The organism is Sphingomonas yantingensis (assembly GCF_014199325.1).
GTDB classification, from domain to species: Bacteria; Pseudomonadota; Alphaproteobacteria; order Sphingomonadales; family Sphingomonadaceae; genus Sphingomonas; species Sphingomonas yantingensis.
In genome coordinates this window covers 60,924-85,832 of the sequence record NZ_JACIJJ010000004.1, presented here as the reverse complement: position 1 = coordinate 85,832, position 24,909 = coordinate 60,924, and the positions used below count along the sequence as shown (strand labels likewise).

Sequence of the window (24,909 nt, the reverse complement as noted above, 5' to 3'; positions counted from 1 at the left end):
GGTCAACATCGGCGTCAGGCGCGCTTCCAGAAGCTTTCGGGCCGGCCGAAGCTGGGCCGCATCGCAGCGGTCGCGGTCAGATGCCGCCCCTCGTCCAGGAACTGACGCATCGCGCCGATCGCGATCGGCCGGCTGATGAGAAAGCCTTGCGCCATGTCGCATCCCATGACGCTGAGCAGCGCCATCGCCGCGGGCGTTTCGACGCCCTCGGCCGTCACTTCCATGTCGAGTGCGTGCGCCAGGTCGATGGTCGAACGGACGATCAGCGGGTCGCGGTTGCTGCTGGTCAGTTCGAGGACGAACATCTTGTCGATCTTGAGCTCGCGCGCGGGCAACTGCTTCAGATAGGCCAGGCTCGACAGACCGGCGCCGTAATCGTCGATCGCCAGCGTCACGCCGATATCGGCGAACATGCGCAGATGCCGGATCGCACATTCGGGATCGCGGATCACCGCGGTCTCGGTAATCTCGAACCCGACCTTTGCCGCGACGCCGCGCACCATCGTGCACACCTGATCGACGAACTCCGCATCGGCGAGCAGCAAGCCCGAGATGTTGACGAAGATCGGGATGTCGTGCCCCGATTCGGCCAGCACCTGCTGGTCGGCGATCGCCTGGCGGATCGTCCAGAGCGTCAGCGCGCCGATCTTGCCGGATTCCTCGGCCAGCGGAATGAAATCGCCCGGCAGGATAAGGCCCCGCTGCGGATGCTGCCAGCGCACCAGCGCCTCGACGCTGACGATCTCCTGCCGGCGCAGATGGACCTTGGGCTGATACTGGAGAAAGATCTCGCCATTGCCGATCGCCTTTGACAGGTCGCGCATCAGCGACAGGCGGTCATAGGCGTGCTCAATCCGGCTGAGATCGCGGACTACGTCTCGCTGGTCGGCGCGCGCCTGGCCGAGCGCGGCCTCGGCCGCCTCCGCAAGTCGGACGTCGTCGCGCTCATGACTGGGCATCGCCGCCCCGGCCAGAAGCAGTTCGAGCGAATGCTTTTCACCGTCGATGTCGAGCGGCAGCGCGAAGCATTCTCGCAGCCGGCTGATCGCCGAGTCGGCATCGGTCGGCAGCGCGCCCTCGAACGCGATTTCCAGCGTCGACCGGCCGACCGGCAGGACGCGCGCACCCGGCAACTGACGCGCCATGATCGCGGCGACATCCTCGGCAAGAAAGTCGGCGCGAGACCGGCCGAGGTGGCGACGCAGCGCCCCGAAATTGACGATCTCCGCCAGCAGCAGAAGCTGCCAGGCAGGCAGGCCAGCCACAGCCATGCCGCTATGAGCGGCGGACGGTGCGGTGATCGCGGAAAGGGCGTCTGGCGGCATCTTTTGCCGGTTTAGGCAAGAGCCGTTGCCAACCGGTTAACCGCGCGACCGTCCAACAATGATCCTGATTAGGCATCGAAAACTCGCTTGTTGAGCGGTTAATTATCCATTAACTCTTGGCGCGGGGCGTAACGACCCCGCTGGGAGAAAAAACATGTACGACGTCCTGTTCCGGGAAGTGTACGGCGAAACCATTCGTCCGTTCTGAATTCCTGAAACGGTCTCGGATCGATGCGCTTGTCGGGTCGATCCGAGCCTTCCACCGCCTAGTAAAATACGGCTGTGTTGACGGCATCCTCAAGCGGATGCCTTTTTTTTCTCATTGCCACTGCCCGCTTGTCACTTGTCAGACACCGGCGCGCGGCGCAGCGGGCTGCAAAGAATGTCGCAGCCGTATGCCTATCCTTTCCCATCAACCTTGCCGGCACCGTAGCTAAGGCCGAAGTCCGTTCACCGGCATCGAGGACAAGCGTTTGCGCGGCCCGATGGATTAGATCGATCGCACGCTCTATCTTGACAAGACGCCGGTCCTCTTCAGGTGCCGACGTGCAGAAGGCGTCGCGCGGCATCGGCCCCGACGACCCAATCGGCGCCCAACCTCTACACCGCGGCCCGGGCGATAGCGGCGCATGCTTCCCGACGGACAGGTTTGCGCCGATCAAGACCGCACAGGCTGATCGAACGATGAATGCCGTCAGCGACACGCTGATGGCGTGAAAGGTCATCGCCGCGATGGGCGGCGACGTGCACGGCAAGACGGTCGCCATCCTCGACCTCACCTTCAAGCCCGACACCGAAGACATGCGCAAGGCACCGTCGATCGCGATCATCCCGGCGCTTCAGGACAGGGGCGCGACGATCCGCGCCTACAACCCCGAGCGGATGGGAGCGGCGCGCCCGATGCTCTACGGCGTAGCCTGCTCAACCTCAGCCTTTGATGCGGCCGAGGGTGGCGCGGCCTTGGTCATCGTTACCGAAGACGCTGCGTTCCACGCACTCGACCTCGTGGCGGCTGAGGGGTTTGGCTACGTCAGCACCGGCCGCCAGCAGGACGACAGCGTCGGACAGGTCAGATGCCGCCGTCGGTCACGTCGCGGCCGGCGGCTTCCAGCCCGGCGGTCAGCGCCGCGAGACACGCATCGACCACCACCGGATCGGTACCGCGCACGACGAAATTCGCACCCGTCCGCCCCTCGCGAAAGAAGGGGTAGCTGCCGATCGCGACGCCCGCTTCGGCCCCGTCGCCGCGATAGTCGCGCTCGGTGGTGCGAAGGAGGTCGGCGACCTCGCTCTCGGCCACCCAGCAACCGATGGTACGCGCAACGACGGGCCGACCGCCCTCCAAGGTGCCGGTCAGCGCATCGAGCATCCCCGCGGTGATGTGCGGCACGCCGGCCAGGATGAAGATGTTGCCGTGGCGGATGCCGGGCGCGCCCGACACGCGGTTGACGATCAGGTCGGCGCCGTCCGGCACCCGCGCCATGCGGAGCCGCGCCTCGGTCAGCCCGCCGCGCGTCTGGTAATATTTTTCGAGCACCGCGCGCGCCTCCGGGTGCACCACGACCTCGACGCCCAGCGCCACTGCGATCGCATCGACGGTGATGTCGTCATGCGTCGGCCCGATGCCCCCGGTCGTGAAGCAATAGTCGCAGCGCTGCCGGATCGCGTTCACCGCCTCGACGATCGCTTCCTCGCGGTCGGACACCACCCGCGCTTCGGACAGGCGGATGCCCTGCACGTTCAGCCACGTCGCGATTTGCGCGATGTTCTTGTCCTGCGTTCGGCCTGACAGGATTTCGTCGCCGATCACCACGATGCCGGCCGTCCAGATGCGCTCGCTCATGGCCGGGGCATAGCGCGGCGGCGCCCCCTCGCAAATCCCCCGTCGAAGGGCTATGTCGCCGCCCATGACCGAATATGCGACCGTCGCCCCCGATCAGCCGCTGTCGCGCAGCGGCGCCATCCACCTCTATGGCCACGATGCGTTCGAGGGGATGCACCGCGCCGGGCGCCTTGCCGCCGAGATCCTCGACGCGATCGTGCCACTGATGGTGCCGGGGACCGAGACGCGGACGATCGACGACGCGATCCGGGCGAAGATGCTGGCGGCGGGTGCGGTGCCCGCGACGCTCGGCTATCGCGGCTACACGCACTCGTCGTGCATTTCGATCAACCATGTCGTCTGTCACGGCATCCCGTCGGATCGCATCCTGAAGGACGGCGACATCGTCAACGTCGATGTAACCCCGCTGCTCGATGGCTGGCACGGCGATACCAGCCGCATGTACCTGGTCGGCGATGTGGGGCTGAAGGCGCGTCGGCTGGTCGACGTGACCTATGAATGCCTGATGCTCGGGATCGAGCAGGCGAAGCCCGGCAACACGATGGGCGACGTCGCCCACGTCATTCAGCGTCACGCCGAGAAGCACCGCTACGGCGTCGTCCGCGATTTCTGCGGCCACGGCGTCGGCCGCCTGTTTCACGACGCCCCCGAGGTCGTCCATGTCGGCCGCCCCGGCACGGGCCCCGAACTGCGCCCCGGCATGATCTTCACGATCGAGCCGATGATCAACATTGGCCGCCCCGATGTGAAGCTGCTCGAAGACGGGTGGACGGCGGTGACGCGCGACCGCAGCCTGTCGGCGCAGTTCGAGCATTCGATCGGCATCACCGAGGACGGGTGCGAGATCTTCACGCTCTCGCCCGCCGGTCTGCACCAGCCGCCCTACGCCTGACCTGCTGCAAAAGCGGGCAGTGCTGCGCAGCATGCTCGCTTTTGGGGCAGGCGGCGATCAGGCAAACCTCGATTTTTCGCGGTTTTCGGGCTGGCACACTTGATGCAAAGCCCGGCGCGAGGGATGTTGGACGCACTGGTTCCAACAGTCGGGGATTCGCGGCGTGAAGAAGATCGAAGCCATCATCAAGCCGTTCAAGCTCGATGAGGTGAAGGAGGCGCTGCACGATGTCGGCGTCTCGGGCATCACCGTGACCGAGGCCAAGGGCTTCGGCCGGCAAAAGGGCCACACCGAACTCTATCGCGGCGCCGAATACGTCGTTGACTTCCTGCCCAAGGTGAAGCTCGAGGTGGTCGTCGAGGACGGTCTGGCCGACCGTGCGGTCGAGGCGATCGCCGCGGCGGCACAGACCGGCCGCATCGGCGACGGCAAAATCTTCGTCATTCCCGTCGAGACCGCTCTTCGCATCCGCACCGGCGAGCGCAACGACGACGCGATTTGACGCGGCGCAGCAAACACGCTTTTGAGTTATCGACCCGCGACATTTCCTTGCGCGATTCGCGTGAGTGACTTTTTGGAACGAAAGGGACTTTGAATGGCCACCGACGGCGCCAAGATCATGAAGCGCATCCATGACGAGGAGATCGAGTGGGTCGACCTGCGCTTCACCGACCCCAAGGGCAAGTGGCAGCACCTGTCGATGGTCGCCTCCGCGCTCGACGAGGACCAGCTGACCGACGGCTTGATGTTCGACGGCTCCTCGATCGAGGGGTGGAAGGCGATCAACGAGAGCGACATGGTGCTGAAGCCCGACCTCGACGCGGTCTATACCGACCCGTTCTCGGCTACACCGATGCTCATCGTCTTCTGCGACGTGGTCGAGCCGTCGACCGGCGAGCTCTATGCGCGCGACCCGCGCTCGACCGCCAAGCGCGCCGAGGCGTATGTGAAGACCACGGGGATCGGCGACACCGTCTATGTCGGCCCCGAAGCCGAGTTCTTCATGTTCGACGACGTGCGGTTCGAGAACACCTACTCGTCGAGCTACTACAAGATCGACGACATCGAGCTGCCGGGCAATTCGTCCAAGGAATATGAGGGCGGCAACATGGGCCACCGCCCGCGTGCCAAGGGCGGCTATTTCCCCGTCGCGCCGGTCGATTCGGCGGTCGACATCCGCGGCGAGATGGTCTCGACCATGCTCGAAATGGGCCTGCCCTGCGACAAGCATCATCATGAGGTCGCCGCCGCGCAGCATGAGCTCGGCCTGACCTTCGGCACGCTCGTCACCACCGCCGACCGGATGCAGATCTACAAGTATGTCGTGCACCAGGTCGCGCACGCGTACGGCAAGTCGGCGACGTTCATGCCGAAGCCGATCAAGGACGACAACGGCTCGGGCATGCACACGCATTTCTCGATCTGGGAAGGCTCGAAGCCGCTGTTCGCGGGCGACGGCTATGCCGGGCTCAGCGACATGTGCCTCTACTTCATCGGCGGCGTCATCAAGCATGCGCGCTCGCTCAACGCCTTCACCAACCCCTCGACCAACAGCTACAAGCGGCTGGTGCCGGGGTTCGAGGCGCCGGTGCTCCTCGCCTATTCGTCGCGCAACCGCTCGGCCTCGTGCCGCATCCCGTACGGCACGGGCGCCAAGTCGAAGCGTGTCGAGTTCCGCTTCCCCGACGCGCTCGCCAATCCGTATCTCGCCTATGCCGCGATCCTGATGGCGGGCCTCGACGGCATCCAGAACAAGATCCATCCGGGCGAGGCGATGGACAAGAACCTCTACGATCTGCCGCCCGCCGAACTGGTCAACGTCCCCACCGTCTGCGGCTCACTGCGCGAGGCGCTGATCGCGCTGCAGGACGACCATGAGTATCTGCTGAAGGGCGACGTGTTCACCAAGGACCAGATCGAGGCATACGCCGACATCAAGTGGGCCGACGTGATCCGGTTCGAGACGACGCCGAGCCCGGTCGAGTACGACATGTACTATAGCAGCTGAGGCGCGGCTGCGCCCGCGCCGGTCGCAGCGCGACAGCTGCTGCCGGCCGGCGCAGGCGAAGCCTGCGACCGACGACGCGGCTTCGCCGCGGCACAAACCTCACGAAAAGGGCGTCCGGCACCACCGGGCGCCCTTTTCCGTCCGCGCCGTAATCGAAGCGATTACAGCCAGCCGCCTCTGCACTGCCTAAAACGGGCCGATCCTGATCGGAGACGCTCGATGCAGATACAAGGCCACGCCGCCCAACCCGTGCAGCAGCCGGGCACCGACCGGGCGCCCCCACCCCCGCCGCCGCTGACCGCGGTACAGAGCGGGGAAGTCGCGGCAGGGCGTCTGCATGTCGCCGAAGGACGGGTGTTCGACGGCATCTCCGCAAGTGCGCCGAGAACGACCGACTGGGGCAGCCAGCCCGCCGGCTCAGGCTATCGCGAGGCGTTCGACGGTGCCGCTGCCCGGCTTGGTACGACCGACCCGGCACAGGTCGGCGCCGAGCTGGACCGCCAGCTCTATGCACAGGCACCGACCGCGTCGCCCGCGCCGGTCCCCGCCGCCGCCAACGACCGCGAGGGTGTCGGCTCGTTCGTCGAGGGCGCGATCCTCGGCGACTTCGGCGACAATTCAAGCTGGTCGGCAACCGCGGGTCAGGTCGTGGTCGGCTTCGTCCCCGTCGCCGGCCAGATTGCCGACCTGCGCGATACCGCCGCCTCGATCGGCCAGGTGATCCGCGGCGAGAATGGCGGCTGGCTCAACCTCGGCGCGTCGGTCGTCGGCTGGGTGCCGGGGATCGGCGACGCGGCCAAGGCGGCGATCCGCGGCGGCTCGAACGTCGCAGACGCGGGCACCGAAGTCGCACAGGGCGCCGCCCGCCACGCCGACGACGCGGCCAGCGGGGGTGCCCGGATCGACCCGCCACCCAGCGCCAATGGCGTGCCGGGCGCGACAATTGCCGAAACCGCCAGCCGCACCGGCATTCCGGAGACGCGCGTGCGCGAAATCCTCGATACGCCCAAGCCGGGCCGGCCCGACCCGTCGACATATCTGTCGCCCGAACGGATCGCCGCCCATCTGCGCCCGTTCGAGGAAAGCGGTGCGATCCGCTTCACCCCGCAATCGAGCATCGATCGCTACGGCACGCTCGGCCCGCCTGATGGCGGCTTCATCATGCCGCGGGCCGATTTCGAGCGGCTGGTCGAGGAAACCGGCGGCGATCTCGGCCGGATCGAGGCGCGGTTGCAACTCGACCCCGGCACGCTGACGCGCGGCGACAACGTCATCGCCTATATCGCGCCGGAAGACCTCAACAATCTGCGCATCCCGAGCGGGAACGAGCGCGGCGCGTGGGACGGGATGTGGGTCCCCGGCGGCTACACCGGCCAAGGCGTGCCGGAGGCGGTCGTGGACCTGCCCGCGGGGATGCCATATACCCCTGTCACGCTGGGAGAGTGACGATGAAGCTCAAATTCGGGGAAAAGACGACGGCCACGGCCACGCCGCGGACCAACGACGCCGACAATATCTGGGGCGACGCATGGCATGCCCGGCGGACCGACGACGGGTTCGAGCTCGAATATCAGACCGGCGATCTCGGCGGGCGCGAGCGCCGCTTCGCCATCACTGCCGACGAGTTCGAGGCACTTCGCCGCGATCCGTCGGCATTCGACACGATCCTCCACGCGCACGGCGGTTAGGCTTGGCAAGCCGCGGCGCGGCGGATTAGCATCGGGGATGCTCACCCGTTTCGGCGCGATCGCGCTTGCTGCCCTGCCCCTCCCCCTGCTTGCGCAGACCCCGCCGCAGGTGGAGGCGATGCGCAAGGCCGTCGCCGCTGATACGCCGCGAAACGAGGCGCTGCTGGAGCGGCTGGTCGTCCAGAACTCGGGCACGCTGAACCTGCCCGGCGTCAAGGCGGCGGGGGAGATCGTGCGAGCCGAACTCGAGCCGCTCGGCTTCGCGGTCGAATGGGTCGACCAGACGGCGGTCGGCCGCGCGGGCCATCTGGTGGCGCGGCACAAGGGCGACGGGCGCGGCAAGCGGCTGCTCCTCATCGGCCATCTCGACACGGTGTTCGAGCCCTCCTCGCCTTTCACCGGCTTTAAGCGCGAGGGGACGCGCGCGATCGGGCCGGGTGTCGGCGACGACAAGGGCGGCGTCGTCATCATCGTCGCGGCGCTGCGCGCGATGCAGGCGGCGGGGACTCTCAAGGGCGCTGACATCACCGTCTATCTGACCGGCGACGAGGAGCGGACCGGGGCGCCTGCCGAGAAGGCACGCGAGGGGCTGGTGGCCGCCGCGAAGGCCAGCGACGTCGCGCTCGAATACGAGAATCAGGCGACCGAGGACGGCGTCGAATACGGCACCGTCGCACGGCGCAGTTCGACCAGTTGGGAACTGAAGACGACTGGCGTCACCGGCCATTCGAGCGGCATCTTTGGCGAGAGCCTGGGGTACGGCGCGATCTATGAAATGGCGCGCATCCTCGACGGCTTCCGTCGCGAGCTGCCCGAGAAAAACCTGACCTACAATGTCGGCGTGATGGCGGGCGGCACCCCCGCGGCGATCGACGCGGCAGGCGTCACCGCAAGCGGCAGCGGCAAGACCAACATCGTTGCCGAAGCCGCGGTCGCGCGCGGTGACCTGCGCACACTGACGCCCGAGCAGGACGCGCGCGTGCGGACCAAGATGGAAGCGATCGTCTCACAGCATTTGCCGAAGACCGGCGCGACGCTGACCTTCTTCGACGGGATGCCGCCGATGGCGCCCAGTGCGGGCAATCGCGCGCTGCTGGCGACGCTCAACGCGGTCAATCGCGAGCTGAAGCTGCCCGAAATGCCCGAGTACGATCCCGCCAAGCGCGGCGCGGCCGATTCGGGCTGGGTCGCGGCGATTGTGCCGACGCTCGCGGGCCTCGGCCCCGTCGGGGGCAAGGCACATGCTGAGGGCGAGTGGATGGACCTCACCAGCCTGCCGCGTCAGGCGACCCGAAATGCGGTATTCCTGACGCGGTTGTCCAAGGAACCGCGAAGCCGTTGAAATGTCTAACCTGTCTTAATCAGGAGACAGGTTCATGGCCCTCACCGCCCTCGCACTCAACTGCACGCTCAAGCCCAGCGGCGAGTCCTCCACCGACGCGATGATCGCGGTGCTGGCCGACGCGTTCAAGGCGCATGACGTGACGATCACCGAGACGATCCGCGTCGCCGCGCACGACGTGAAACCCGGCGTCACGAGCGACGAAGGCGACGGCGACGCCTGGCCCGCGATTCGCGAGAAGATCCTCGCCGCCGACATCCTTATCCTCGGCGGGCCGATCTGGATGGGACAGACCGGCAGCGTCGCCAAGCGCGTGATGGAGCGGATGGACGCCTTCATCTCCGAGACCGACGATCAGGGCCGGATGCCGAGCTATTCCAAGGTCGCGGTCGCCGCGATCGTCGGAAACGAGGACGGCGCACATTTCTCTTCGGCGCAGATTTTCCAATCGCTCAACGACGTCGGCTTCACCATTCCCGCGGTCGCCGCCTGTTATTGGGTAGGCGAGGCGATGGGGTCGGTGGACTTCAAGGACCTCGACGAAACGCCGGAGAAGGTGACGGAGACCGCGAAGATGGTCGCGTCGAACGCCGCGCATCTGGCGGGGTTGCTGAAGGGAGCGCCCTACCCGGGGTAAGTCCCCCGGCGTCACCCCGGACTGGTTCCGGGGTGACGCTTCGGTTACGGGATCAGCACCGTACTGCCGATCGTCGTCCCCGCCTCAAGCTCCTCATGCGCCTCCGCCACCGCTTCCAGCGGGAAGCGCTGGCCAATCTCGGCCCGAATCGCGCCCGAGCGCAGCATCGCGAACACCTTGTCCGCATAACGCTGCCGCGCTTCGGGCGTCGTGGCATAGTGGAACAGCGTCGGGCGGGTGACGAACAGCGAACCCTTTGCCGATAACACGCCGAGATTGATGCCCTCGACCGGCCCGCTGGCGTTACCGAAGCTGACGATCAGCCCGCGCGGGCTCGCACTGTCGAGCGAGGCCTGCCACGTCGCCTTGCCCACGCTGTCGAAGATGACCGGCACGCCCGCACCGCCGGTGATCTCGCGCACCCGCGCAGCGATGTCCTCGTCGCGGTGCAGGATCACGTGGTCGGCCCCCGCCCCGCGGGCGCGCGACGCCTTCGCCTCGCTGCCAACGACAGCAATCACGGTTGCGCCGATCGCCTTCAGCCAGCCGGTAAGTAAGAGCCCGACGCCGCCCGCCGCGGCATAGACGAGGACGGTCTGCCCCGCCTCGACCCGCCCGCAATCCTCGACCAGCATTGCGGCGGTAGCGCCCTTCAGCATCAGCGCCGCCGCATCCTCGTCCGACACGTCGTCGGGCAGCCGCACGAGCTGGTCGGCCGCCACGGTCCGGTGCGTCGCATAGGCGCCGCGCGCGGTGAAGCTGCCGACTCGGTCGCCGACAGCGAAATCCGTCACCCCCTCGCCCAGCGCCTGGACCACGCCTGCGCCCTCCTGCCCCAGCACCGCCGGAAGGTCGATCGGATAGAGGCCGGTGCGGTGATAGGTGTCGATGTAATTGAGCCCGATCGCCGTCGCGCGCAGCCGCACTTCCCCCGGCCCGGGCTCGGGCAGCGCGGTGCCAACGAACTCGAACGCTTCCGGCCCGCCGGTCTTTGCGATGCGCTGGACATGGGTCTGCATGGGGACGACTCCGATCAATAATCGCGCGAGATGCGTACGTTGACGCTTTGCCGCCCGATCGTCGAGATCGTCGACAAGACCGACAGCCAGCGCGTGAACTGGAACTCGGCTCGTGTCGCGGAATAGCCCGCGCCGTCGCTGATGATCTCGACATAAGCGCGGCGGGTGATGAACTTGCCCGCGGCGATCGCGGTCTGCTGCCCCGTCTGCGGGTCGGCGGACAGGATGCGCAGCCGGTCGAGCCCGGCGGCACGGCGCAGCGCGTTGATCGGGTTGAGGCCGTCGCCCCCCTCCTGCAACGCCGCCACCGCCCCCGCCAGCTGCAACGCCTCCGGCGCCGACAGGCTGGTGATTGACGTGCCGAACAGCAGGCGCGAGAGGAGCTCGTCCTCGGGCAGCGCGGGGACGCTGGAGAAGCTGATCTCGGGCTTCAGCGCCGTCCCCGTCACGCGGATCGTCGCATTCAGCCCCTGCGTGTCGGCATTCGCCTGAATATCGAGCGCGGGGTTGGCGGGGACCGATCCGTCGAAGCGGATCGCCCCGCGTTCAAGGTCGAAGTCGCGGCCGGCGAACTCGTAATCGCCGCGGACCAAATCGGCGCGTCCGCGGATGCGTGGGTTGGTTGGCTCGCCGTCGATGCGAAGGTCCGCGGACCATTCGCTGTCGAGGCCGAGGCCCGTCACCTTCATGCCGCCGGGCGCCCGCGCACGCAGGTCGAGCTGCCACGGGGTGGTCGCCCGCACTTCCTCGTCGCCCTCGGGCAGATTGATCTCGGTGATGTTGAGGCGCGGGATCGCCGCGGCGGCGGTCGCGCGGCCGAGGCGATAGCGGCTCGAATTGAGCGTCACCTCGCCCGCGATCGTACCGCCGGCACCGTCGCTCCTGATCGTCACCGGGCCGCTGACGCTGGCACCGATATCGTCGCGGTTGATGACCAGCGCGTTCTTTGCCTCGAGCTTCAGGTCCATGCCGAACCCGCGCGCGGCGGCGAGGTCGAAGGCGCCGCTGCCGGTGATTGTCCCCGCCTTGCCGTCGCTCGCCTCGAACCGCTCGATGACGAGGCGCGAGCCGTCGAAGCGGCCGGCGGTCTTCACGCCGGTCAGCACGGTGCCCATCACCCCGCTGGCGATCCGCGCATTGTCGCTGCGCACCAGCCCGCGGATGCGCGGATCGGCGAGGCGGCCGGTCACGTCGGCGCCGATCTGCACCGGGCCGGACAGGTCGAACAGCTCGATCCCCGTCAGCCGCCACAGCGTATCCGCCGGCCCGCCATAGCGAAGCTGGGCGAACAGCGGCGCATTCGACAGCCGCTCGGCCAGCGTACCGCCGCCCAGCGGCGCCATCCGCGCCTGTGCCCGGCCGACGACACGCCCGCCCGAGGCCATGACCGCGCGGAACCCAGCCTGGTCGGCGCGCAGGATGCCGCGCAGGCCCATGTCGATCGGCGTTGTCGAGAGGACGAGGCCAGCGCGGCTCAAACCGCGCACGGTCATGTCGATGCTACCCGTCGGCGCCGCGCCCGGCGCGCTCGAATAGCTGAGCTTGCCCGACGCCGATCCGCCGAGGCCAAGGCCCGGATAGCCGATGTCGAGCACGCCGAGCGGCATCCGCGTCAGGCCGGCGTCGATCGCCAGCGCGTCGCCGAACCGGCCCGAGAGCTGCGCCTCGCCCCCGGCGAACGACAGCTTCGTAGGCGCCAGCGCCCAGCCCTCGACCGTCCGCGTCAGTTCGGCGGAACTGAGCAACTTCAACGGGCGTCCATCGACCTGCCCGCCGCCCGACAGCGTGTAGCGATCCGGCGTCACGCCCAGGTCGAAATCGAGCGCGAACCGCCGCCCGCGCGACCCCGCCAGCGACACCTTGCCGCTGCCCGACCCGTCGCGCAGCACGACGCTGCCCCCCAGCCGGGCAAGGCTGAGCGCGCCACGACTGAGGCCGCGGATCTGCGTTTCGGCGGCCAGGTCCGTGCCCGCTGGATCGAGCCGCACGGTGAAGCGCAGCCGGCCCGAGCGAATACGCGCGCCCGAAATCGTGGCGCCCTGTGCCGTCAGGTCGCCGTCGATGCGCTGTATCTCTCCCTCGGGCGCGAAGCCGATCCGGCCGGAGAGGCCGCCGCCCGTGAGGTCGATCGCGCCCAAGAAACCGCCGGGCAAGATATCGAGCGCCCCCTGGCCCCGCGCGCCCGCCACGTCGAGCCGGTCGATGACGATCCGCGCTTGTCCCCCGCGCGGCAACAGGATTGTTCCGCCGGCGGTGAACGGCCCCAGCCGCGAACCGCCTGCGGCAGTGTAGCGATACCCCTCCGCCACCGGATCGAGCGCGGCGGTGACGTCGGTGAGGCCCAGCGTCTCCTGCGGCCGGGCGAGCCGCAGGCGGATCACGGGCCGGTCGATCCGGCCGTCGATGCTGAGGACGACCGGGCCATATTGGCGCGACACGCCCTGCCCGGCGAAGACGAACGTCCCGTCGATCCGGCGATAACCGTTGCCGCGGAGATTCAAGCCGGGCGAGGTCAGGCGCAGGTCGGTGAAGCGCAGGATGCGGTCCGGCCCCCGCTCCAGCCGGGTAACGATCCGCGGCAGTCCCTGCGTCAGCGAGCGGAAGAACGCGTTTTCGAGGGTCAGCATCCGCGCGGTGCCGGTGCCGACGATCCGCGTGCCGACCCCGTTCGCGCCGGGCACGACCGACAGCTTCGTATCGACCTCGACCAGCCCCAGGCCGGGGATGCGATAGCGCTTTAGGCCACCCGCCAGCCCGACCTCGTACCGGCCGGTGCGCAGGTCGACGAGCAGCATGACGCGGCCGTTGAGCTGATCCGACCGCACCTGAAGCGCGTCGGCGGTGAGCGCGGTGCTCGTCACCTTCAGCGGCCCGCTGACGGTCAGGTTGCGCAGGATCCCGCCCGCCACGTCGCCCACGCCCGTCACGCGCGCGGCGGTCAGCGTCAGCGGCACCGTCACCGGCGCCTTCGACAGCCGGCCGCGGCCGGCGGCGCGCACGACCTCGAACCCCGTCTGGTCGAACGCGGCGCGGTCGGCGGTCAGGCGATAGTCGAAGCTTGCCCGATCGAACGCGCCGTCCAGCGTCACGCGCGCGCGGATGTTGCGCCCGGTCATGTTGGGGAACAAAGCGGGCGGGCGCAGCAGGCGGATCTCGGTGACGAGGTTGCGCCAGCCGCTTGTCGCCAGATCGACGCCCCCCTTGCTGTCGATCGCCAGCGCCGCGGTGCGCAGCGACAGCGTGCCGTTGAGCCGCCGGTCGGCCAGCGTAGCCTGTCCCGCCACGCGGATGCGCGGCTGCGACAGGCGCTTGAGCCGGCCCTTCAACAGGCTGGCGGGGGCGAGGTTGCCGTCCAGCGCATAGCGGCCCGCGTCCACGCCGAGCTTGAGGTCGACGATCCGCGCCGCTCCTACATCGGCGCGGGCCGACCCGCGCCAGCGCGACCAGCTACCGTCGCCCGCGACCGCGAAGCCAACCGGCGTTCGCGTCCCAATCATGCGCGCAAGCACGCCGTCACCGCGCCCGCGACCACGCGCGGCGAGGTCAAACCGGTCCCGATCGGGCGCGGCGTCGAGCTTCAGCCGGACGAAATCGCTCCCCTGCACCAGCGCGGCAAGGTCGATCAGCGCGCGGCGGTCGCGCACGTCGCCGCGGCCGATCAGCGTCGCCACGCGTCGCTGGCCCGCGACGGCGGGCGTCAGCTCCAGCCGCTCGACGCGCAGCAGCCCGACGCGAATGTCGAACCCCGGCAGGATCGGCCCGCGCCGCCCGGTGGGGTTCGGCTGCGGCAGCTTGTGGAGCGTCGCCGCCGGCACGATCAGGCTACGAATGTCGAGCGTGTTACGACCCCAGGCCAGCGGCCGCCAGTCGAGTTCCGCCCGCGGGGCGCTGAAGACAAGGCCCTTGGGATCGCGGATCGTCACGTCGATCAGCGTCGCGCGGCCGTAGATCGACCCCTCGATCCGGCCGACGCGGTACTTCATGCCGTCGCGGGGGGCGAGCGCCGCGATCCGATCGGCGATGAAACGGTGCCCCGGCTGCGTGTCGATGAGCAGCAGCGCCGCGCCGATCGCGAGCACTAGCACTGCGACCAGCCCGAGCAGCCACCGCCACCAGCGGCGCGGCGACTTTGCGGGCGGCGGCACTTCCTCGCTCAAAATGCCTGCCCCAGGCTGACATAGACGGCGATGCGCGAATCGCCCGGCTGCGGGTTGATCGGCGTGCCCACATCGACTCGGATCGGGCCGAAGTTGGAGTAATAGCGGACGCCCACGCCCGCGCCGATGCGGAAGTCGGTCAGCTTGGGCAGCGGCGAGGTATAGATGTTGCCCGCGTCGATGAACGGCACGATGCCGAAATTGCCGAACGCCTTGACCCGCGCCTCGATCGAAAACTCGGTCAGGCTGCGGCCGCCGATCGGGTCGTTGTTGGCGTCGCGCGGCCCGATCGACTGGAAGCCGTAGCCGCGCACCGACGCGCCGCCGCCGGCATAGAAGCGCCGCGACGGCGCGATCGCATCGCGCGGCGCGCCGACGATCGTGCCGAGCCGCGTCCGTGCCGCCAGGACGACACGATCGGTGACGGGGCGATAGATGCTCGCATCGAGCTGCGTGCGCGCATAGCCGAACGTCGCGCCCGACAGCGACACCTCGGGCGACAGCCGCCCGCCGAGGCGAAACCCGCGCGTGGGGTTCAAGAGGTCGTCGGTGCCGTCATAGGTCAGGCTCGTCGGCAGCGCGCCGATGAAGTAGGTGCGAACTCGCGGCTCGCCGGTCGAGACGACCACGTCCTGCTCGCGACTGGCGGCGAGTTCCGCGCCCAGCGACCAGATCCAAGCCTTTTGAAAGAAGATGTTGGTCTGTCGCTCCAGCGTGCCGGCCAGCAGCAGCGTGTCGGCGGAATAGGCGTCGCGCTCCAGATGCGCGGCGGTCGCCTGGAGCGTCAGCACGCGGTCGCGCTCGTGGAAATTGTTGCGGCGGAAGGTGACGCCCGCCAGCTGCTCGCGCGTGCCCGCGACACCGCGCAGCGTCAGCGCTCCCTCGGGCGGGAAGAAGTTGCGGTGCGTCCAGCTTGCCTCGACGCGCGCGCCCTCGCCCGTGCCATAGCCGATCTCGCCCGCGATCGTGCGCGGCGGCGCGGGGGCCATGCGGACGTCGAGGTCGACGGTGCCGGGTTCGGCGCCCTTCACCGGCTCGATACGGACCGCACTGACGAGGCCGGTCTGGATGATCGCGCGCCTGAGGTCATCGACCGATCCCTGGTCGAAGCTTTCGCCCGGCTTGAACCGGGCAATGTCCTGCACATGGTCGCCGTCGAACACGCGATTGTCGCGCGTGGTGATCCGGCCGAAGCGAAGCGCCTCGCCCGGCGACACCTTGACCGCGAGCGTCGCGGTGCGGGTGGCGTGGTCGATCACGATGCGGCTCTCGCCCACCTCAGCAAAGGGAAAGCCCTCGCGCCCGATCCGCTCCTTTAGGTTCGCTTCGGCCGCGGCGATCGTGTCGGCATTGACCGGGTCCTTCGGCTCGACCGCGAACGCCTTTCGTAGCGCGTCGGTCTTGGCCCCCGCGGCGTCCAGCCCCTCCAGCGTCACGCCTGCAAAGCGATAGACGTCGCCCGGCACCGCGGTCAGCAGCACGGTCACGTCACCCGCCTCGGCCTCGACCCGCGTCTGCACCTCCGCGTCGTAATAGCCCTCGGCGCGGAGGAGCTCGTTCAGCAGCCCCGCATCCTCGCGCGCGCGGCGATCGAGTTGCGCGGCGTTGGCCGGCTTGCCTTCGCCCGTCCTGAGCGTCGAGGCTTCGTTGAACCGCTGGCGCATCAGGTCGGTCCAGATGCCGTCCATCCCCTCGACCCGGTAGCGATAGCGGGTTTCGGCGGCGATCTGCGGCGCGTCGGTCGCGGCGGCGGGATCGGCGGGATCGGCCTTGAGGTCGGGCCAATCGAGGCCGAGTTCGGGCATCGGCGCCAGCGGATCGCCGGGATCGAGGAGCGCGTCGTCGCCCGGCCGCGACTGATCCTGCGCCCACGCGGCCGCGGGCGACAACAGGAACAGGCCGGCGGCGGCAACGGGCCAGCATCGCCGGCGGACTGCACTCGACATGGCCCAAGCCCTATTGCGTCGCCGCCTGCGCGGCAATGGGGTCAGTCGGACGCCGCCAGCGCCTCGACCCGCGCGCGATGCTCCGCCGCGCCGAACGGAAAGTGGAGGAACAGCCACGCCGCCGAAAAGGAGAGGACGAGATAGGTCCCGGCGAACAGGATCGTCAGCCAGTCGAGCGTGTCCGCCCCCACCTGTCCCGGCTTCGCCCCCTCCGGGAAACCCACGGCGGCGAGGATCAGGCCCGAGACGAAGATACCGATCCCGCTGGTGCATTTCTGGACGAAGAAGGCGCCGGCGAAGAACACGCCTTCGCTGCGCTTGCCGGTGCGCACCTCGCTATGCTCGACCACGTCGGCCATCATCGACGCGCCGAGGATCGCGGTGCCGACGCTGACGGCGGTGTTGAGCGTGTAGATCGCGAACAGGATCGGCAGCATCGCCGGCTCTCCCGGCTCCGGGAAGATGCCGGCAAGGCGCAGCGCGAACGGGGTCGCCTGAAGCAGGCCCGCTGCCGCGATCATCGAGGCGGCAGCACGCGGCTTGCCGATCGTGCGGGCAAGCGCGGGCGCGCCGACGAAGGCGATGACGACGCCCGCGAACAGCACCGCCGCCAGCCAGGCGAAGGTCGCCGTCTCGAACTTCCAGACGAAGGTATAGAGATAGTTGGACAGCGCGAAACTGATCCCCTGATTGGTGTAGGCGAACAGCCCCGCCGCCATCAGGATCAGGAACGGCCGGTTCTTCATCGCGCTCGCCAGTTCACGGAACGCGGTGCCGAGACCGCCCGGCTCGATCGCGGGCCTGGGCAACCGGCGGATCTCGCGATGCGTACCGATCGCCGAAACCGTGATCGCGACGAACATCGCGATCGCCCCGGCGATAGCGAAGCCGCGATAGCCTTCTCGATTGAGCAGCCCGTTGGTCTGCCCCGCCTCCGGCACCAGGAACAACTGATAGGCGGCGAGCAGCATCAGCAGCCCGCCCGTCCAGCCGAAGATGTAGCGATAGGCGGTGATCCGCGTCCGCTCGTCATAATCGGCGGTGAGTTCGGGGGTGAGCGCCTGGCTCGGCACCTCGTACGCCGATACCGCGGTCCGCACGACCACCGCCGCGCCGAACAGCCACGCCAGCGTCCAGCCCGAACTCAGGGCGGGCGGATTCCACAGCGCCACCCAACCGAGCGCGATCGGCAGCGCGGCGGCGTACATCCAGGGATGCCGCCGCCCCCAGCGGCTGCGCGTCCGGTCCGACGCGACGCCGATCATCGGATCGATGACCGCATCGAGCAGCAGCGCACACATGACGACGAACCCGACCTGCGCCGAGGGCAGGCCCATCACCTGATTGTAGAAGAGGAGCAGGAACGTGCCGAAACCATTGTCCTTCACCCCGTACGCCACCGCGCCGAAGCCATAGGCAAGCGTCGTCGCCGTCGCCACGCGGCGGACGGGCGGCAGCGCGTGGGCATCGCCGCTTCGCGCATCGGGTATTGCGCCGCTCATCGTTCGGCGAACCGTTCATGGCGATTTTGGAAGATCGGGTATGCCTTTCGACTTGCCATCTCGCCCTGCCTTGCCCTAGCGATGTCGCCAGATAACGATGCGGGGTGCGTACCGGCTTCCGATGGCCGAGGTCCAGCCCCCAGCCGGAGAGGATGCCGCCATGGCGCTCGACGCCGATACCTTCGACGCACTGATCGACGCCGTCCGCCGCTTCGTCGCTGAGCGGCTTCGCCCGCTGGAGGCGCAGGTCGAAAACGACGATGCGATCCCCGCCGACGTGGTGGCGGAGATGCGCGAGATGGGGCTGTTCGGCCTGTCGATCGCGCCGGAGTATGGCGGCCTCGGCCTCTCGATGGCCGAAGAGGTGCGTGTCGCGATGGAGACGGGGCGCACGACGCCCGCCTTCCGCTCCGCTTTCGGCACCAATGTCGGAATCGGCAGTCAGGGCCTCGTCATCGCCGGCACGCCCGAGCAGAAGGCCGAGTGGCTCCCGCGCATCGCCAGCGGCGAGATCGTGACCAGCTTTGCGCTCACCGAACCCGATGTCGGCAGCGATTCGGGCAGCGTGAAGACGCGCGCGGTCCGCGATGGCGACGTGTACCGGCTGTCGGGGACCAAGCGCTATATCACCAATGCGGACAAGGCGGACCTGTTCACCGTGATGGCGCGCACCGGCGACGAGCCCGGCGGGCGGGGCGTGAGTGCGTTCCTCGTGCCCCGCGACCTGCCCGGCCTTCGCGTCGGGCCGCCCGAGAAGAAGATGGGGCAGAAGGGCGCGCACGTTTGCGACGTGCATTTCGACGACGTGCCCGTCTCCGTCGCCAACCGGCTGGGCGAAGAGGGCGAGGGGTTCCGCATCGCGATGAAGGTGCTCGACCGCGGGCGCCTGCACATCGCCGCGGTGTGCGTCGGCGTCGCCGAGCGGCTGATCGCCGACACCGTCGCCTATGCCGGCGAACGCCGCCAGTTCGGCAAGCCGATCGCCGAGCACCAGCTCGTCCAGGCGATGATTGCCGACTCCAAGACCGAGGCACTGGCCGCCCGCGCGCTCGTCCTCCAGACCGCCGATGCCAAGGATCGCGGCGAAGACGTGGTGCTGGAAAGCGCCGCCGCCAAGCTGTTCGCCAGCGAGATGGTCGGCCGCGTCGCCGACCGCGCGGTACAAGTGCATGGCGGCGCGGGCTATATCGCCGACTACGGTATCGAGCGGCTCTATCGAGACGTGCGCCTGTTCCGCATCTATGAGGGGACGACCCAGATCCAGCAGGTCATCGTCGCGCGCGAGACGATGAAGCGCGGGGGTTGAGCATGCGCGCCCTGCTTCTCGCCGCCCTCGCCGTCGCTACCCCGACGCTGGCGCAGGACCGCCCCGCCCCCGTCGCGGCGCGCGGCGATCATGTCGCCATCTCCGTCACCGACCTCGACCGCAGTGCCGAGTTCTATAAACGCGTCTTCGGCTTTCCCGAGCTCAAGGCGCCGGTGAAGAACCGCCGCTGGCTCGATCTTGGCGGCGGATTCGCGATGCACATTATCCCCGACCGCACCGCGCCGGTGGGGGTCGACCGCGGCAACCACATCGCCTTCGCCGTTGCCAATTTCGATGGCTTCGTCGCGATGCTGGTGCGCGAGGGGATTCCCTTCACCGATTTCGAGGACAAACCCTCGACGATCCAGCGCCTCCGCACCGACGGCGTGCGACAGGTCTATATCCACGATCCCGACGGCCACCGGATCGAAGTCAACGACGCCGCGCCCAACCGCTGAACAGGAGCAACCATGGACACCAACAGCCTCTTCCGCCTCGACGGCCGCGTCGCGCTCGTCACCGGCGGGTCGCGCGGGATCGGGCGGATGATCGCCACCGGCTTCATCGGCATGGGCGCGCGCGTCTATGTCTGCTCGCGCAAGGCCGATGCGTGCGAGGCGACCGCGGCGGAGCTCGGCGACAACGCCATCCCCCTGCCCGCCGACGTCTCGACAGTCGAGGGATGCCGCGCCCTCGCCGCCGAGATCGCGGCGCGTGAGGGACGGCTCGACATCCTCGTCAACAATGCTGGCGCCGCCTGGGGCGAGCCGTTCGACACCTTTCCCGAAAGCGGCTGGGACAAGGTGATGAACCTCAACGTGAAATCCCCCTTCTTCCTGACGCAGGCACTGCACGAGGCGCTGAAGGCCAGCGGCACGGGCGGGCGCCCGGCCAAGGTCATCAACATCACCTCGATCGACGGCCAGCGCTGCAACCCCTGGGAAACCTATAGCTACCAAGCCTCGAAGGCGGCGCTGATCCACCTCACCCGCCGGATGGCCGCGCGGCTGATCCGCGACAACATCGTCGTCACCTCGCTCGCCCCCGGCGCCTTTGCCAGCGACATGAACAAGGCGGCGCGCGACCACGGCGACAACGTGGCGAAAGCGATCCCCGCGCGCCGCATCGGCGAGGCGAAGGACATGGCGGCGGCGGCGATCTATCTCGCCAGCCGCGCGGGCGATTACGTGGTGGGGGAAACGCTGACGGTGGACGGCGGGCTGGTCAACGCTTCGCTAGGCGTCAGCATCGACGGTTAAGCGCGGTCAGACCGCGGTGGCGTAATTGGTGATCGCCTGACCGGCGGTCACCAGGAGCACGCCCATCACGAGCGCGCCGACGACCAATGCAATGACAAGCCCACGCGATTTGGCGCGGACGATGGGGTTGAACCGCATCACGAACCTCCTCTTTGCAACCTGATAGCATGGCTATGCTAACGCAGGATGAACCGGGGCTGTCATCCGTCGAAAAGCATCGCTAACGCACGCCCATGACCACTGCCAAGATCTGCGGCCTATCGACGCCCGACACGCTCGACGCCGCGATCGCTGGCGGGGCGAGCCATGTCGGCTTTGTGTTCTTTGCCCCCTCCCCCCGCAACCTGTCGTTCGATGCGGCGGCGGGGCTGGCGGCGCGGGTGCCGGATCGGGTGGCGCGCGTCGGCGTGTTCGTCGATCCGGCCGACGACTTGCTCGAGCGCGCAATCGCCGCCGGACGGCTGGACGTGCTGCAACTCCACAAGACCGCGCCCGAGCGGATCGCCGCGATCCGTGCGCGCCACTGCCTGCCGGTCTGGGCCGCCGTCGCGGTGAAGGCGCGCGCCGACCTTGACGCAGCGCGCCCACTGGCCGGCCTCGTCGACCGTATCCTTTACGACGCCAAGACGCCCGAGGGGGCGAGCCTGCCCGGCGGGATGGGCCTGCGCTTCGACTGGGGCCTGCTCGACGGGTTCCGCCACCCGGCCCCCTGGGCGCTGTCGGGCGGGCTCGACGCGGGCAACGTGGTCGAGGCGATCCGGCGCACGGGCGCGCCGATCGTCGACGTGTCCTCCGGCGTCGAAAGCGCGCCGGGCGTCAAGGATGCGACGAAGATCGCCGCGTTCCTCAAGGCCGTATCGTCGGCCTGACCCGCGGGCTTCCGTTCGGGCATCGCCATCGCTAAGTGGCACCCATGAACGCTCCCAACAGCCTTCGCCAGCAGCCCGACGAGCGCGGCCATTTCGGCGATTTCGGCGGCCGCTACGTCGCCGAGACGCTGATGCCGCTGATCCTCGATCTCGAGCGCGAGTACCGCGCGGCCAAGACCGACCCGGCTTTCGCTGCGCAGTTCGACGACCTGCTCGAACATTATGTCGGCCGCCCCAGCCCGCTCTATTACGCCGAGCGGCTGACCGAGGCGCTGCGCGAGAGCGCCGAGCCGGGCATGGGCGCAGAAGTCTGGTTCAAGCGCGACGAGCTCAACCATACCGGCGCGCACAAGATCAACAATTGCGTCGGCCAGATCCTGCTCGCCATGCGGATGGGCAAGACGCGCATCATTGCCGAGACCGGCGCGGGCCAGCACGGTGTCGCCACCGCCACGGTCTGTGCGCGCTTCGGCCTCCCTTGCACCATCTTCATGGGCGCGACCGATGCCGCGCGCCAGCAGCCGAACGTGTTCCGTATGAAGCTGCTCGGGGCCGAGGTCCGCCCGGTCACGTCGGGCTCGGCAACGCTCAAGGACGCGATGAACGAGGCGCTGCGCGACTGGGTCGCGAACGTTCACGACACCTTCTACATCATCGGCACCGCCGCCGGCCCGCATCCGTACCCGGAACTCGTCCGCGACTTCCAGAGCGTGATCGGACGCGAGGCGCGCGAGCAGATGCTTAAGCGTACCGGCCGCCTGCCCGACATGCTGGTTGCGGCGATCGGCGGCGGGTCGAATGCGATCGGGCTGTTCCACCCCTTCCTCGACGATGCCGACGTCAAGATGCTGGGCGTCGAGGCGGCGGGCCATGGCCTCGACAAGCTGCATGCCGCCAGCCTGGCGGGCGGCGCGCCGGGCGTGCTTCACGGCAACAAGACCTATCTGCTCCAGGACGAGGACGGCCAGATCGCCGAGGCGCATTCGATCTCCGCGGGTCTCGATTATCCGGGTATCGGCCCGGAACATGCGTGGCTGAAGGAGATCGGCCGCGTCGAATATACGTCGATCACCGACACAGAGGCGCTGGACGCCTTCCAGCTTCTTTGCCGGACCGAGGGGATCATCCCCGCGCTCGAACCCGCGCACGCGATCGCTGCCGTGGCGAAGCGCGCGCGCGAAATGCCGCGGGACAAGGTGATCCTCGCCAACCTGTGCGGGCGGGGGGACAAGGACATCTTCACCGTGGCCGACGCGCTGGGAGTGGCGATTTGATCGCCACACGCAACCTGTTGACCGGCGTCGGCATCGGCGTGGTCGTGGCGCTGCTCGTCCATTTGCTGTTCGGGCATGGGCTTGATGTTCAGGCTTGGTCGGTCCGCGATCCGCAGACGGGCCGCGTCGTGCTGACCGGCGGCATCGTCGGTGCGGTTTCCCAACTCTTCGGCCAGACTGGAACCCGCCGATGACCCGCCTCGCTGCCGCTTTCGCCAAGACAAATCCCGCGCTCGTCGCGTTCGTGACCGCGGGTGACCCCACGCCCGACGCGACCCCCGCGATCCTCGACGCGCTGGTCGCGGGCGGGGCGGACGTGATCGAGCTCGGCATGCCGTTTACCGATCCGATGGCCGATGGCCCCGCGATCCAAGCAGCGAACATCCGCAGCCTGTCCGCGGGCACGACGACCGCCGACATTCTCTCGATCGCTCGCGGCTTCCGCGAACGCCACGCGGACGTGCCGCTCGTCCTGATGGGCTATGCCAACCCGATGCTTCGCCGTGGGCCGGACTGGTTCGCGCGCGCCATTGCCGAGGCCGGCGTCGATGGCGTCATCTGCGTCGATGTGCCGCCCGAGGAGGACGATGCGCTCGGCCCGGCCCTCCGAAACGCGGGTGTCGATCTGATCCGTCTTGCCACGCCGACCACCGACGTCGCTCGCCTGCCCGCGGTCATGGCCGGCGCGTCGGGCTTCGTCTATTACGTTTCCGTCGCGGGCATCACCGGGTTGCAGCAGGCCGCGCAGGCCTCGATCGAGGAGGCCGTCCAGCGGCTCAAGGCGGGCACCGACCTGCCCATCGCGGTCGGCTTCGGCGTGCGCACCCCGGATCAGGCCGCCGCGATCGCGCGCGTCGCCGACGGCGTCGTCGTCGGCTCCGCGATCGTCGAGATCGTCGCTGAGCACGGTATCGCCGCCGCGCCCCACGTCACCGACTATGTGCGTTCGCTCAAGGACGCGATCGAAACCTCCAGGATTCCTGCATGAGCTGGCTCAACCGCGTCCGCAACGCCCTCGCCGCCGTCGTTCCCGTCAAGGAGACGCCCGACAATCTCTGGCACAAGTGCAAGGGATGCGGGCAGATGATCTTCACCAAGGAATATGAGGAAAACCTCTACGTCTGCCCGCTGTGCGACCATCACGGCCGCATCGGGCCGAAGCAGCGGTTTGCGCAGTTGTTCGACGAGGGGACGTGCAAGCTCCTCCCCGCCCCGCGTGTTGCCGACGATCCGCTGAAGTTCCGCGATTCCAAGCCCTATGTCGCCCGGCTGAAGGCCGCACGCGCCGATACCGGCGACCAGGACGCGTTCGTATCCGCCCGCGGCAACATCGAGGGGCGGCGCGCCGTGATCGGCGTGCAGAACTTCGCCTTCATGGGCGGGTCGATGGGCCAGGCAGTGGGTGAAGGCTTTATCGCCGGGGTCGAGGCGGCGATCGCCGCCCGCGCGCCGTTCATCGTCTTTACCGCCAGCGGCGGCGCACGGATGCAGGAAGGCATTTTGAGCCTGATGCAGATGCCGCGCACCACCGTGGCGATCGAGATGCTGCACGATGCGGGCCTGCCCTATATCGTCGTGCTGACCGACCCGACGTCGGGCGGGGTGATGGCCGCCTATGCGATGCTGGGCGACGTGCAGATCGCCGAGCCGAAGGCGACGCTCGCCTTTACCGGTCGCCGTGTGATCGAACAGACGATCCGTGAGAAGCTGCCCGAGAATTTCCAGACCAGCGAATATTATCGCGACCACGGCCTGATCGACATGGTGGTCGAGCGCAAGGATCTGCGCGCGCAGTTGTCGTCGCTGATCGATTACCTGACCCACGACCGCGCCGCCGCCTGA

The 24,909-nt window shown here is 68.5% G+C and carries 23 protein-coding genes and 1 pseudogene; 17 read left to right on the top strand and 7 right to left on the bottom strand.

The features are described from left to right. Nucleotides 1-14: 14 nt before the first annotated feature. Nucleotides 15-1,325: an EAL domain-containing protein gene (locus FHR19_RS13085; RefSeq protein ID WP_246359521.1), complete on the bottom strand. Its 1,311-nt coding sequence runs from the start codon at nucleotides 1,323-1,325 to the stop codon at nucleotides 15-17. Nucleotides 1,326-1,607: 282 nt separating this feature from the next. Between FHR19_RS13085 and FHR19_RS18050 the strand changes: the two genes are divergently transcribed. Both FHR19_RS18050 and FHR19_RS18045 read left to right on the top strand, forming a co-directional pair. Next, complete coding sequence (locus FHR19_RS18050; RefSeq protein ID WP_425505968.1) at nucleotides 1,608-2,042, top strand: hypothetical protein; 435 nt, start codon at nucleotides 1,608-1,610, stop codon at nucleotides 2,040-2,042. A gap of 15 nt (nucleotides 2,043-2,057) precedes the next feature. Further along, nucleotides 2,058-2,270 (top strand): annotated as a pseudogene (locus tag FHR19_RS18045) (UDP binding domain-containing protein); the annotation flags it as partial. A gap of 124 nt (nucleotides 2,271-2,394) precedes the next feature. On the opposite strand, the gene FHR19_RS13075 reads toward FHR19_RS18045, so the two are convergent. Then, on the bottom strand, nucleotides 2,395-3,168 hold the full coding sequence (locus FHR19_RS13075; protein ID WP_184029174.1) for a competence/damage-inducible protein A: 774 nt from the start codon (nucleotides 3,166-3,168) through the stop codon (nucleotides 2,395-2,397). A 64-nt stretch (nucleotides 3,169-3,232) separates the two neighbouring features. Here FHR19_RS13075 and map point away from each other — a divergent pair, with 64 nt between their 5' ends. The 7 genes from map (at nucleotide 3,233) to FHR19_RS13040 (ending at nucleotide 9,735) form a co-directional block, all read left to right on the top strand. Next, nucleotides 3,233-4,060: a type I methionyl aminopeptidase gene (gene map / locus FHR19_RS13070; protein ID WP_184029172.1), complete on the top strand. Its 828-nt coding sequence runs from the start codon at nucleotides 3,233-3,235 to the stop codon at nucleotides 4,058-4,060. 163 nt (nucleotides 4,061-4,223) lie between these two features. Next, nucleotides 4,224-4,562, top strand: coding sequence for a P-II family nitrogen regulator (locus FHR19_RS13065; protein WP_184029170.1), 339 nt, complete (start codon nucleotides 4,224-4,226; stop codon nucleotides 4,560-4,562). Between the two features lie 93 nt (nucleotides 4,563-4,655). Then, the gene (glnA, locus tag FHR19_RS13060) at nucleotides 4,656-6,068 is read left to right on the top strand and encodes a type I glutamate--ammonia ligase (RefSeq protein ID WP_184029168.1); all 1,413 of its coding nucleotides are present in this window, start codon (nucleotides 4,656-4,658) and stop codon (nucleotides 6,066-6,068) included. 219 nt (nucleotides 6,069-6,287) lie between these two features. Beyond that, nucleotides 6,288-7,514 (top strand): hypothetical protein, encoded by a 1,227-nt coding sequence (locus FHR19_RS13055; RefSeq protein WP_184029166.1) that lies wholly within the window; start codon nucleotides 6,288-6,290, stop codon nucleotides 7,512-7,514. Nucleotides 7,515-7,516: 2 nt separating this feature from the next. Further along, on the top strand, nucleotides 7,517-7,756 hold the full coding sequence (locus FHR19_RS13050) for a hypothetical protein (RefSeq protein ID WP_184029164.1): 240 nt from the start codon (nucleotides 7,517-7,519) through the stop codon (nucleotides 7,754-7,756). Between the two features lie 37 nt (nucleotides 7,757-7,793). Next, nucleotides 7,794-9,098, top strand: coding sequence for a M20/M25/M40 family metallo-hydrolase (locus tag FHR19_RS13045; protein ID WP_184029162.1), 1,305 nt, complete (start codon nucleotides 7,794-7,796; stop codon nucleotides 9,096-9,098). A gap of 34 nt (nucleotides 9,099-9,132) precedes the next feature. After that, entirely contained in the window at nucleotides 9,133-9,735 is a 603-nt protein-coding gene (locus FHR19_RS13040) for a flavodoxin family protein (protein ID WP_184029159.1), read from the top strand. A 44-nt stretch (nucleotides 9,736-9,779) separates the two neighbouring features. Here the strand turns inward: FHR19_RS13040 and FHR19_RS13035 are convergent, their stop codons facing one another. Genes FHR19_RS13035 through FHR19_RS13020 form a run of 4 tightly spaced genes read right to left on the bottom strand, consistent with a single transcriptional unit; the run spans nucleotide 9,780 to nucleotide 18,359 of the window. Further along, a complete protein-coding gene (locus FHR19_RS13035; protein WP_184029157.1) occupies nucleotides 9,780-10,754 on the bottom strand; it encodes a quinone oxidoreductase family protein in 975 nt (324 codons plus the stop codon). Between the two features lie 14 nt (nucleotides 10,755-10,768). Next, entirely contained in the window at nucleotides 10,769-14,899 is a 4,131-nt protein-coding gene (locus tag FHR19_RS13030) for a translocation/assembly module TamB domain-containing protein (RefSeq protein WP_343053268.1), read from the bottom strand. An 8-nt stretch (nucleotides 14,900-14,907) separates the two neighbouring features. After that, nucleotides 14,908-16,857 carry an autotransporter assembly complex protein TamA gene (locus FHR19_RS13025; RefSeq protein ID WP_184029155.1) on the bottom strand — a complete coding sequence of 650 codons (1,950 nt, stop codon included), beginning with the start codon at nucleotides 16,855-16,857 and terminating at the stop codon, nucleotides 14,908-14,910. A 41-nt stretch (nucleotides 16,858-16,898) separates the two neighbouring features. Further along, entirely contained in the window at nucleotides 16,899-18,359 is a 1,461-nt protein-coding gene (locus FHR19_RS13020; RefSeq protein WP_184029153.1) for an MFS transporter, read from the bottom strand. Nucleotides 18,360-18,519: 160 nt separating this feature from the next. On the opposite strand from FHR19_RS13020, the gene FHR19_RS13015 reads away from it, so the two are divergent. From FHR19_RS13015 to FHR19_RS13005, 3 genes are read left to right on the top strand one after another with little or no spacing between them, the layout of a single operon-like run. Continuing rightward, complete coding sequence (locus FHR19_RS13015; RefSeq protein ID WP_184030116.1) at nucleotides 18,520-19,665, top strand: acyl-CoA dehydrogenase family protein; 1,146 nt, start codon at nucleotides 18,520-18,522, stop codon at nucleotides 19,663-19,665. A gap of 2 nt (nucleotides 19,666-19,667) precedes the next feature. Next, a complete protein-coding gene (locus FHR19_RS13010; RefSeq protein ID WP_184029151.1) occupies nucleotides 19,668-20,123 on the top strand; it encodes a VOC family protein in 456 nt (151 codons plus the stop codon). Nucleotides 20,124-20,135: 12 nt separating this feature from the next. Next, on the top strand, nucleotides 20,136-20,924 hold the full coding sequence (locus FHR19_RS13005; protein WP_184029148.1) for an SDR family oxidoreductase: 789 nt from the start codon (nucleotides 20,136-20,138) through the stop codon (nucleotides 20,922-20,924). Nucleotides 20,925-20,930: 6 nt separating this feature from the next. Here FHR19_RS13005 and FHR19_RS17870 read toward each other — a convergent pair whose 3' ends face one another. After that, on the bottom strand, nucleotides 20,931-21,062 hold the full coding sequence (locus FHR19_RS17870; RefSeq protein WP_281375701.1) for a hypothetical protein: 132 nt from the start codon (nucleotides 21,060-21,062) through the stop codon (nucleotides 20,931-20,933). 95 nt (nucleotides 21,063-21,157) lie between these two features. On the opposite strand from FHR19_RS17870, the gene FHR19_RS13000 reads away from it, so the two are divergent. From FHR19_RS13000 to accD, 5 genes are read left to right on the top strand one after another with little or no spacing between them, the layout of a single operon-like run. Beyond that, nucleotides 21,158-21,793, top strand: a complete 636-nt coding sequence (locus tag FHR19_RS13000; RefSeq protein ID WP_184029146.1) for a phosphoribosylanthranilate isomerase — start codon at nucleotides 21,158-21,160, stop codon at nucleotides 21,791-21,793. 44 nt (nucleotides 21,794-21,837) lie between these two features. Continuing rightward, nucleotides 21,838-23,067, top strand: coding sequence for a tryptophan synthase subunit beta (gene trpB / locus FHR19_RS12995; RefSeq protein WP_184029144.1), 1,230 nt, complete (start codon nucleotides 21,838-21,840; stop codon nucleotides 23,065-23,067). Further along, on the top strand, nucleotides 23,064-23,261 hold the full coding sequence (locus FHR19_RS12990) for a hypothetical protein (protein ID WP_184029142.1): 198 nt from the start codon (nucleotides 23,064-23,066) through the stop codon (nucleotides 23,259-23,261). Before trpB ends, FHR19_RS12990 begins: the two co-directional genes overlap by 4 nt. Beyond that, a complete protein-coding gene (gene trpA / locus FHR19_RS12985) occupies nucleotides 23,258-24,055 on the top strand; it encodes a tryptophan synthase subunit alpha (protein ID WP_184029140.1) in 798 nt (265 codons plus the stop codon). The genes FHR19_RS12990 and trpA overlap by 4 nt, the downstream gene beginning before the upstream one ends. Further along, nucleotides 24,052-24,909, top strand: a complete 858-nt coding sequence (gene accD / locus FHR19_RS12980) for an acetyl-CoA carboxylase, carboxyltransferase subunit beta (protein WP_184029138.1) — start codon at nucleotides 24,052-24,054, stop codon at nucleotides 24,907-24,909. Before trpA ends, accD begins: the two co-directional genes overlap by 4 nt.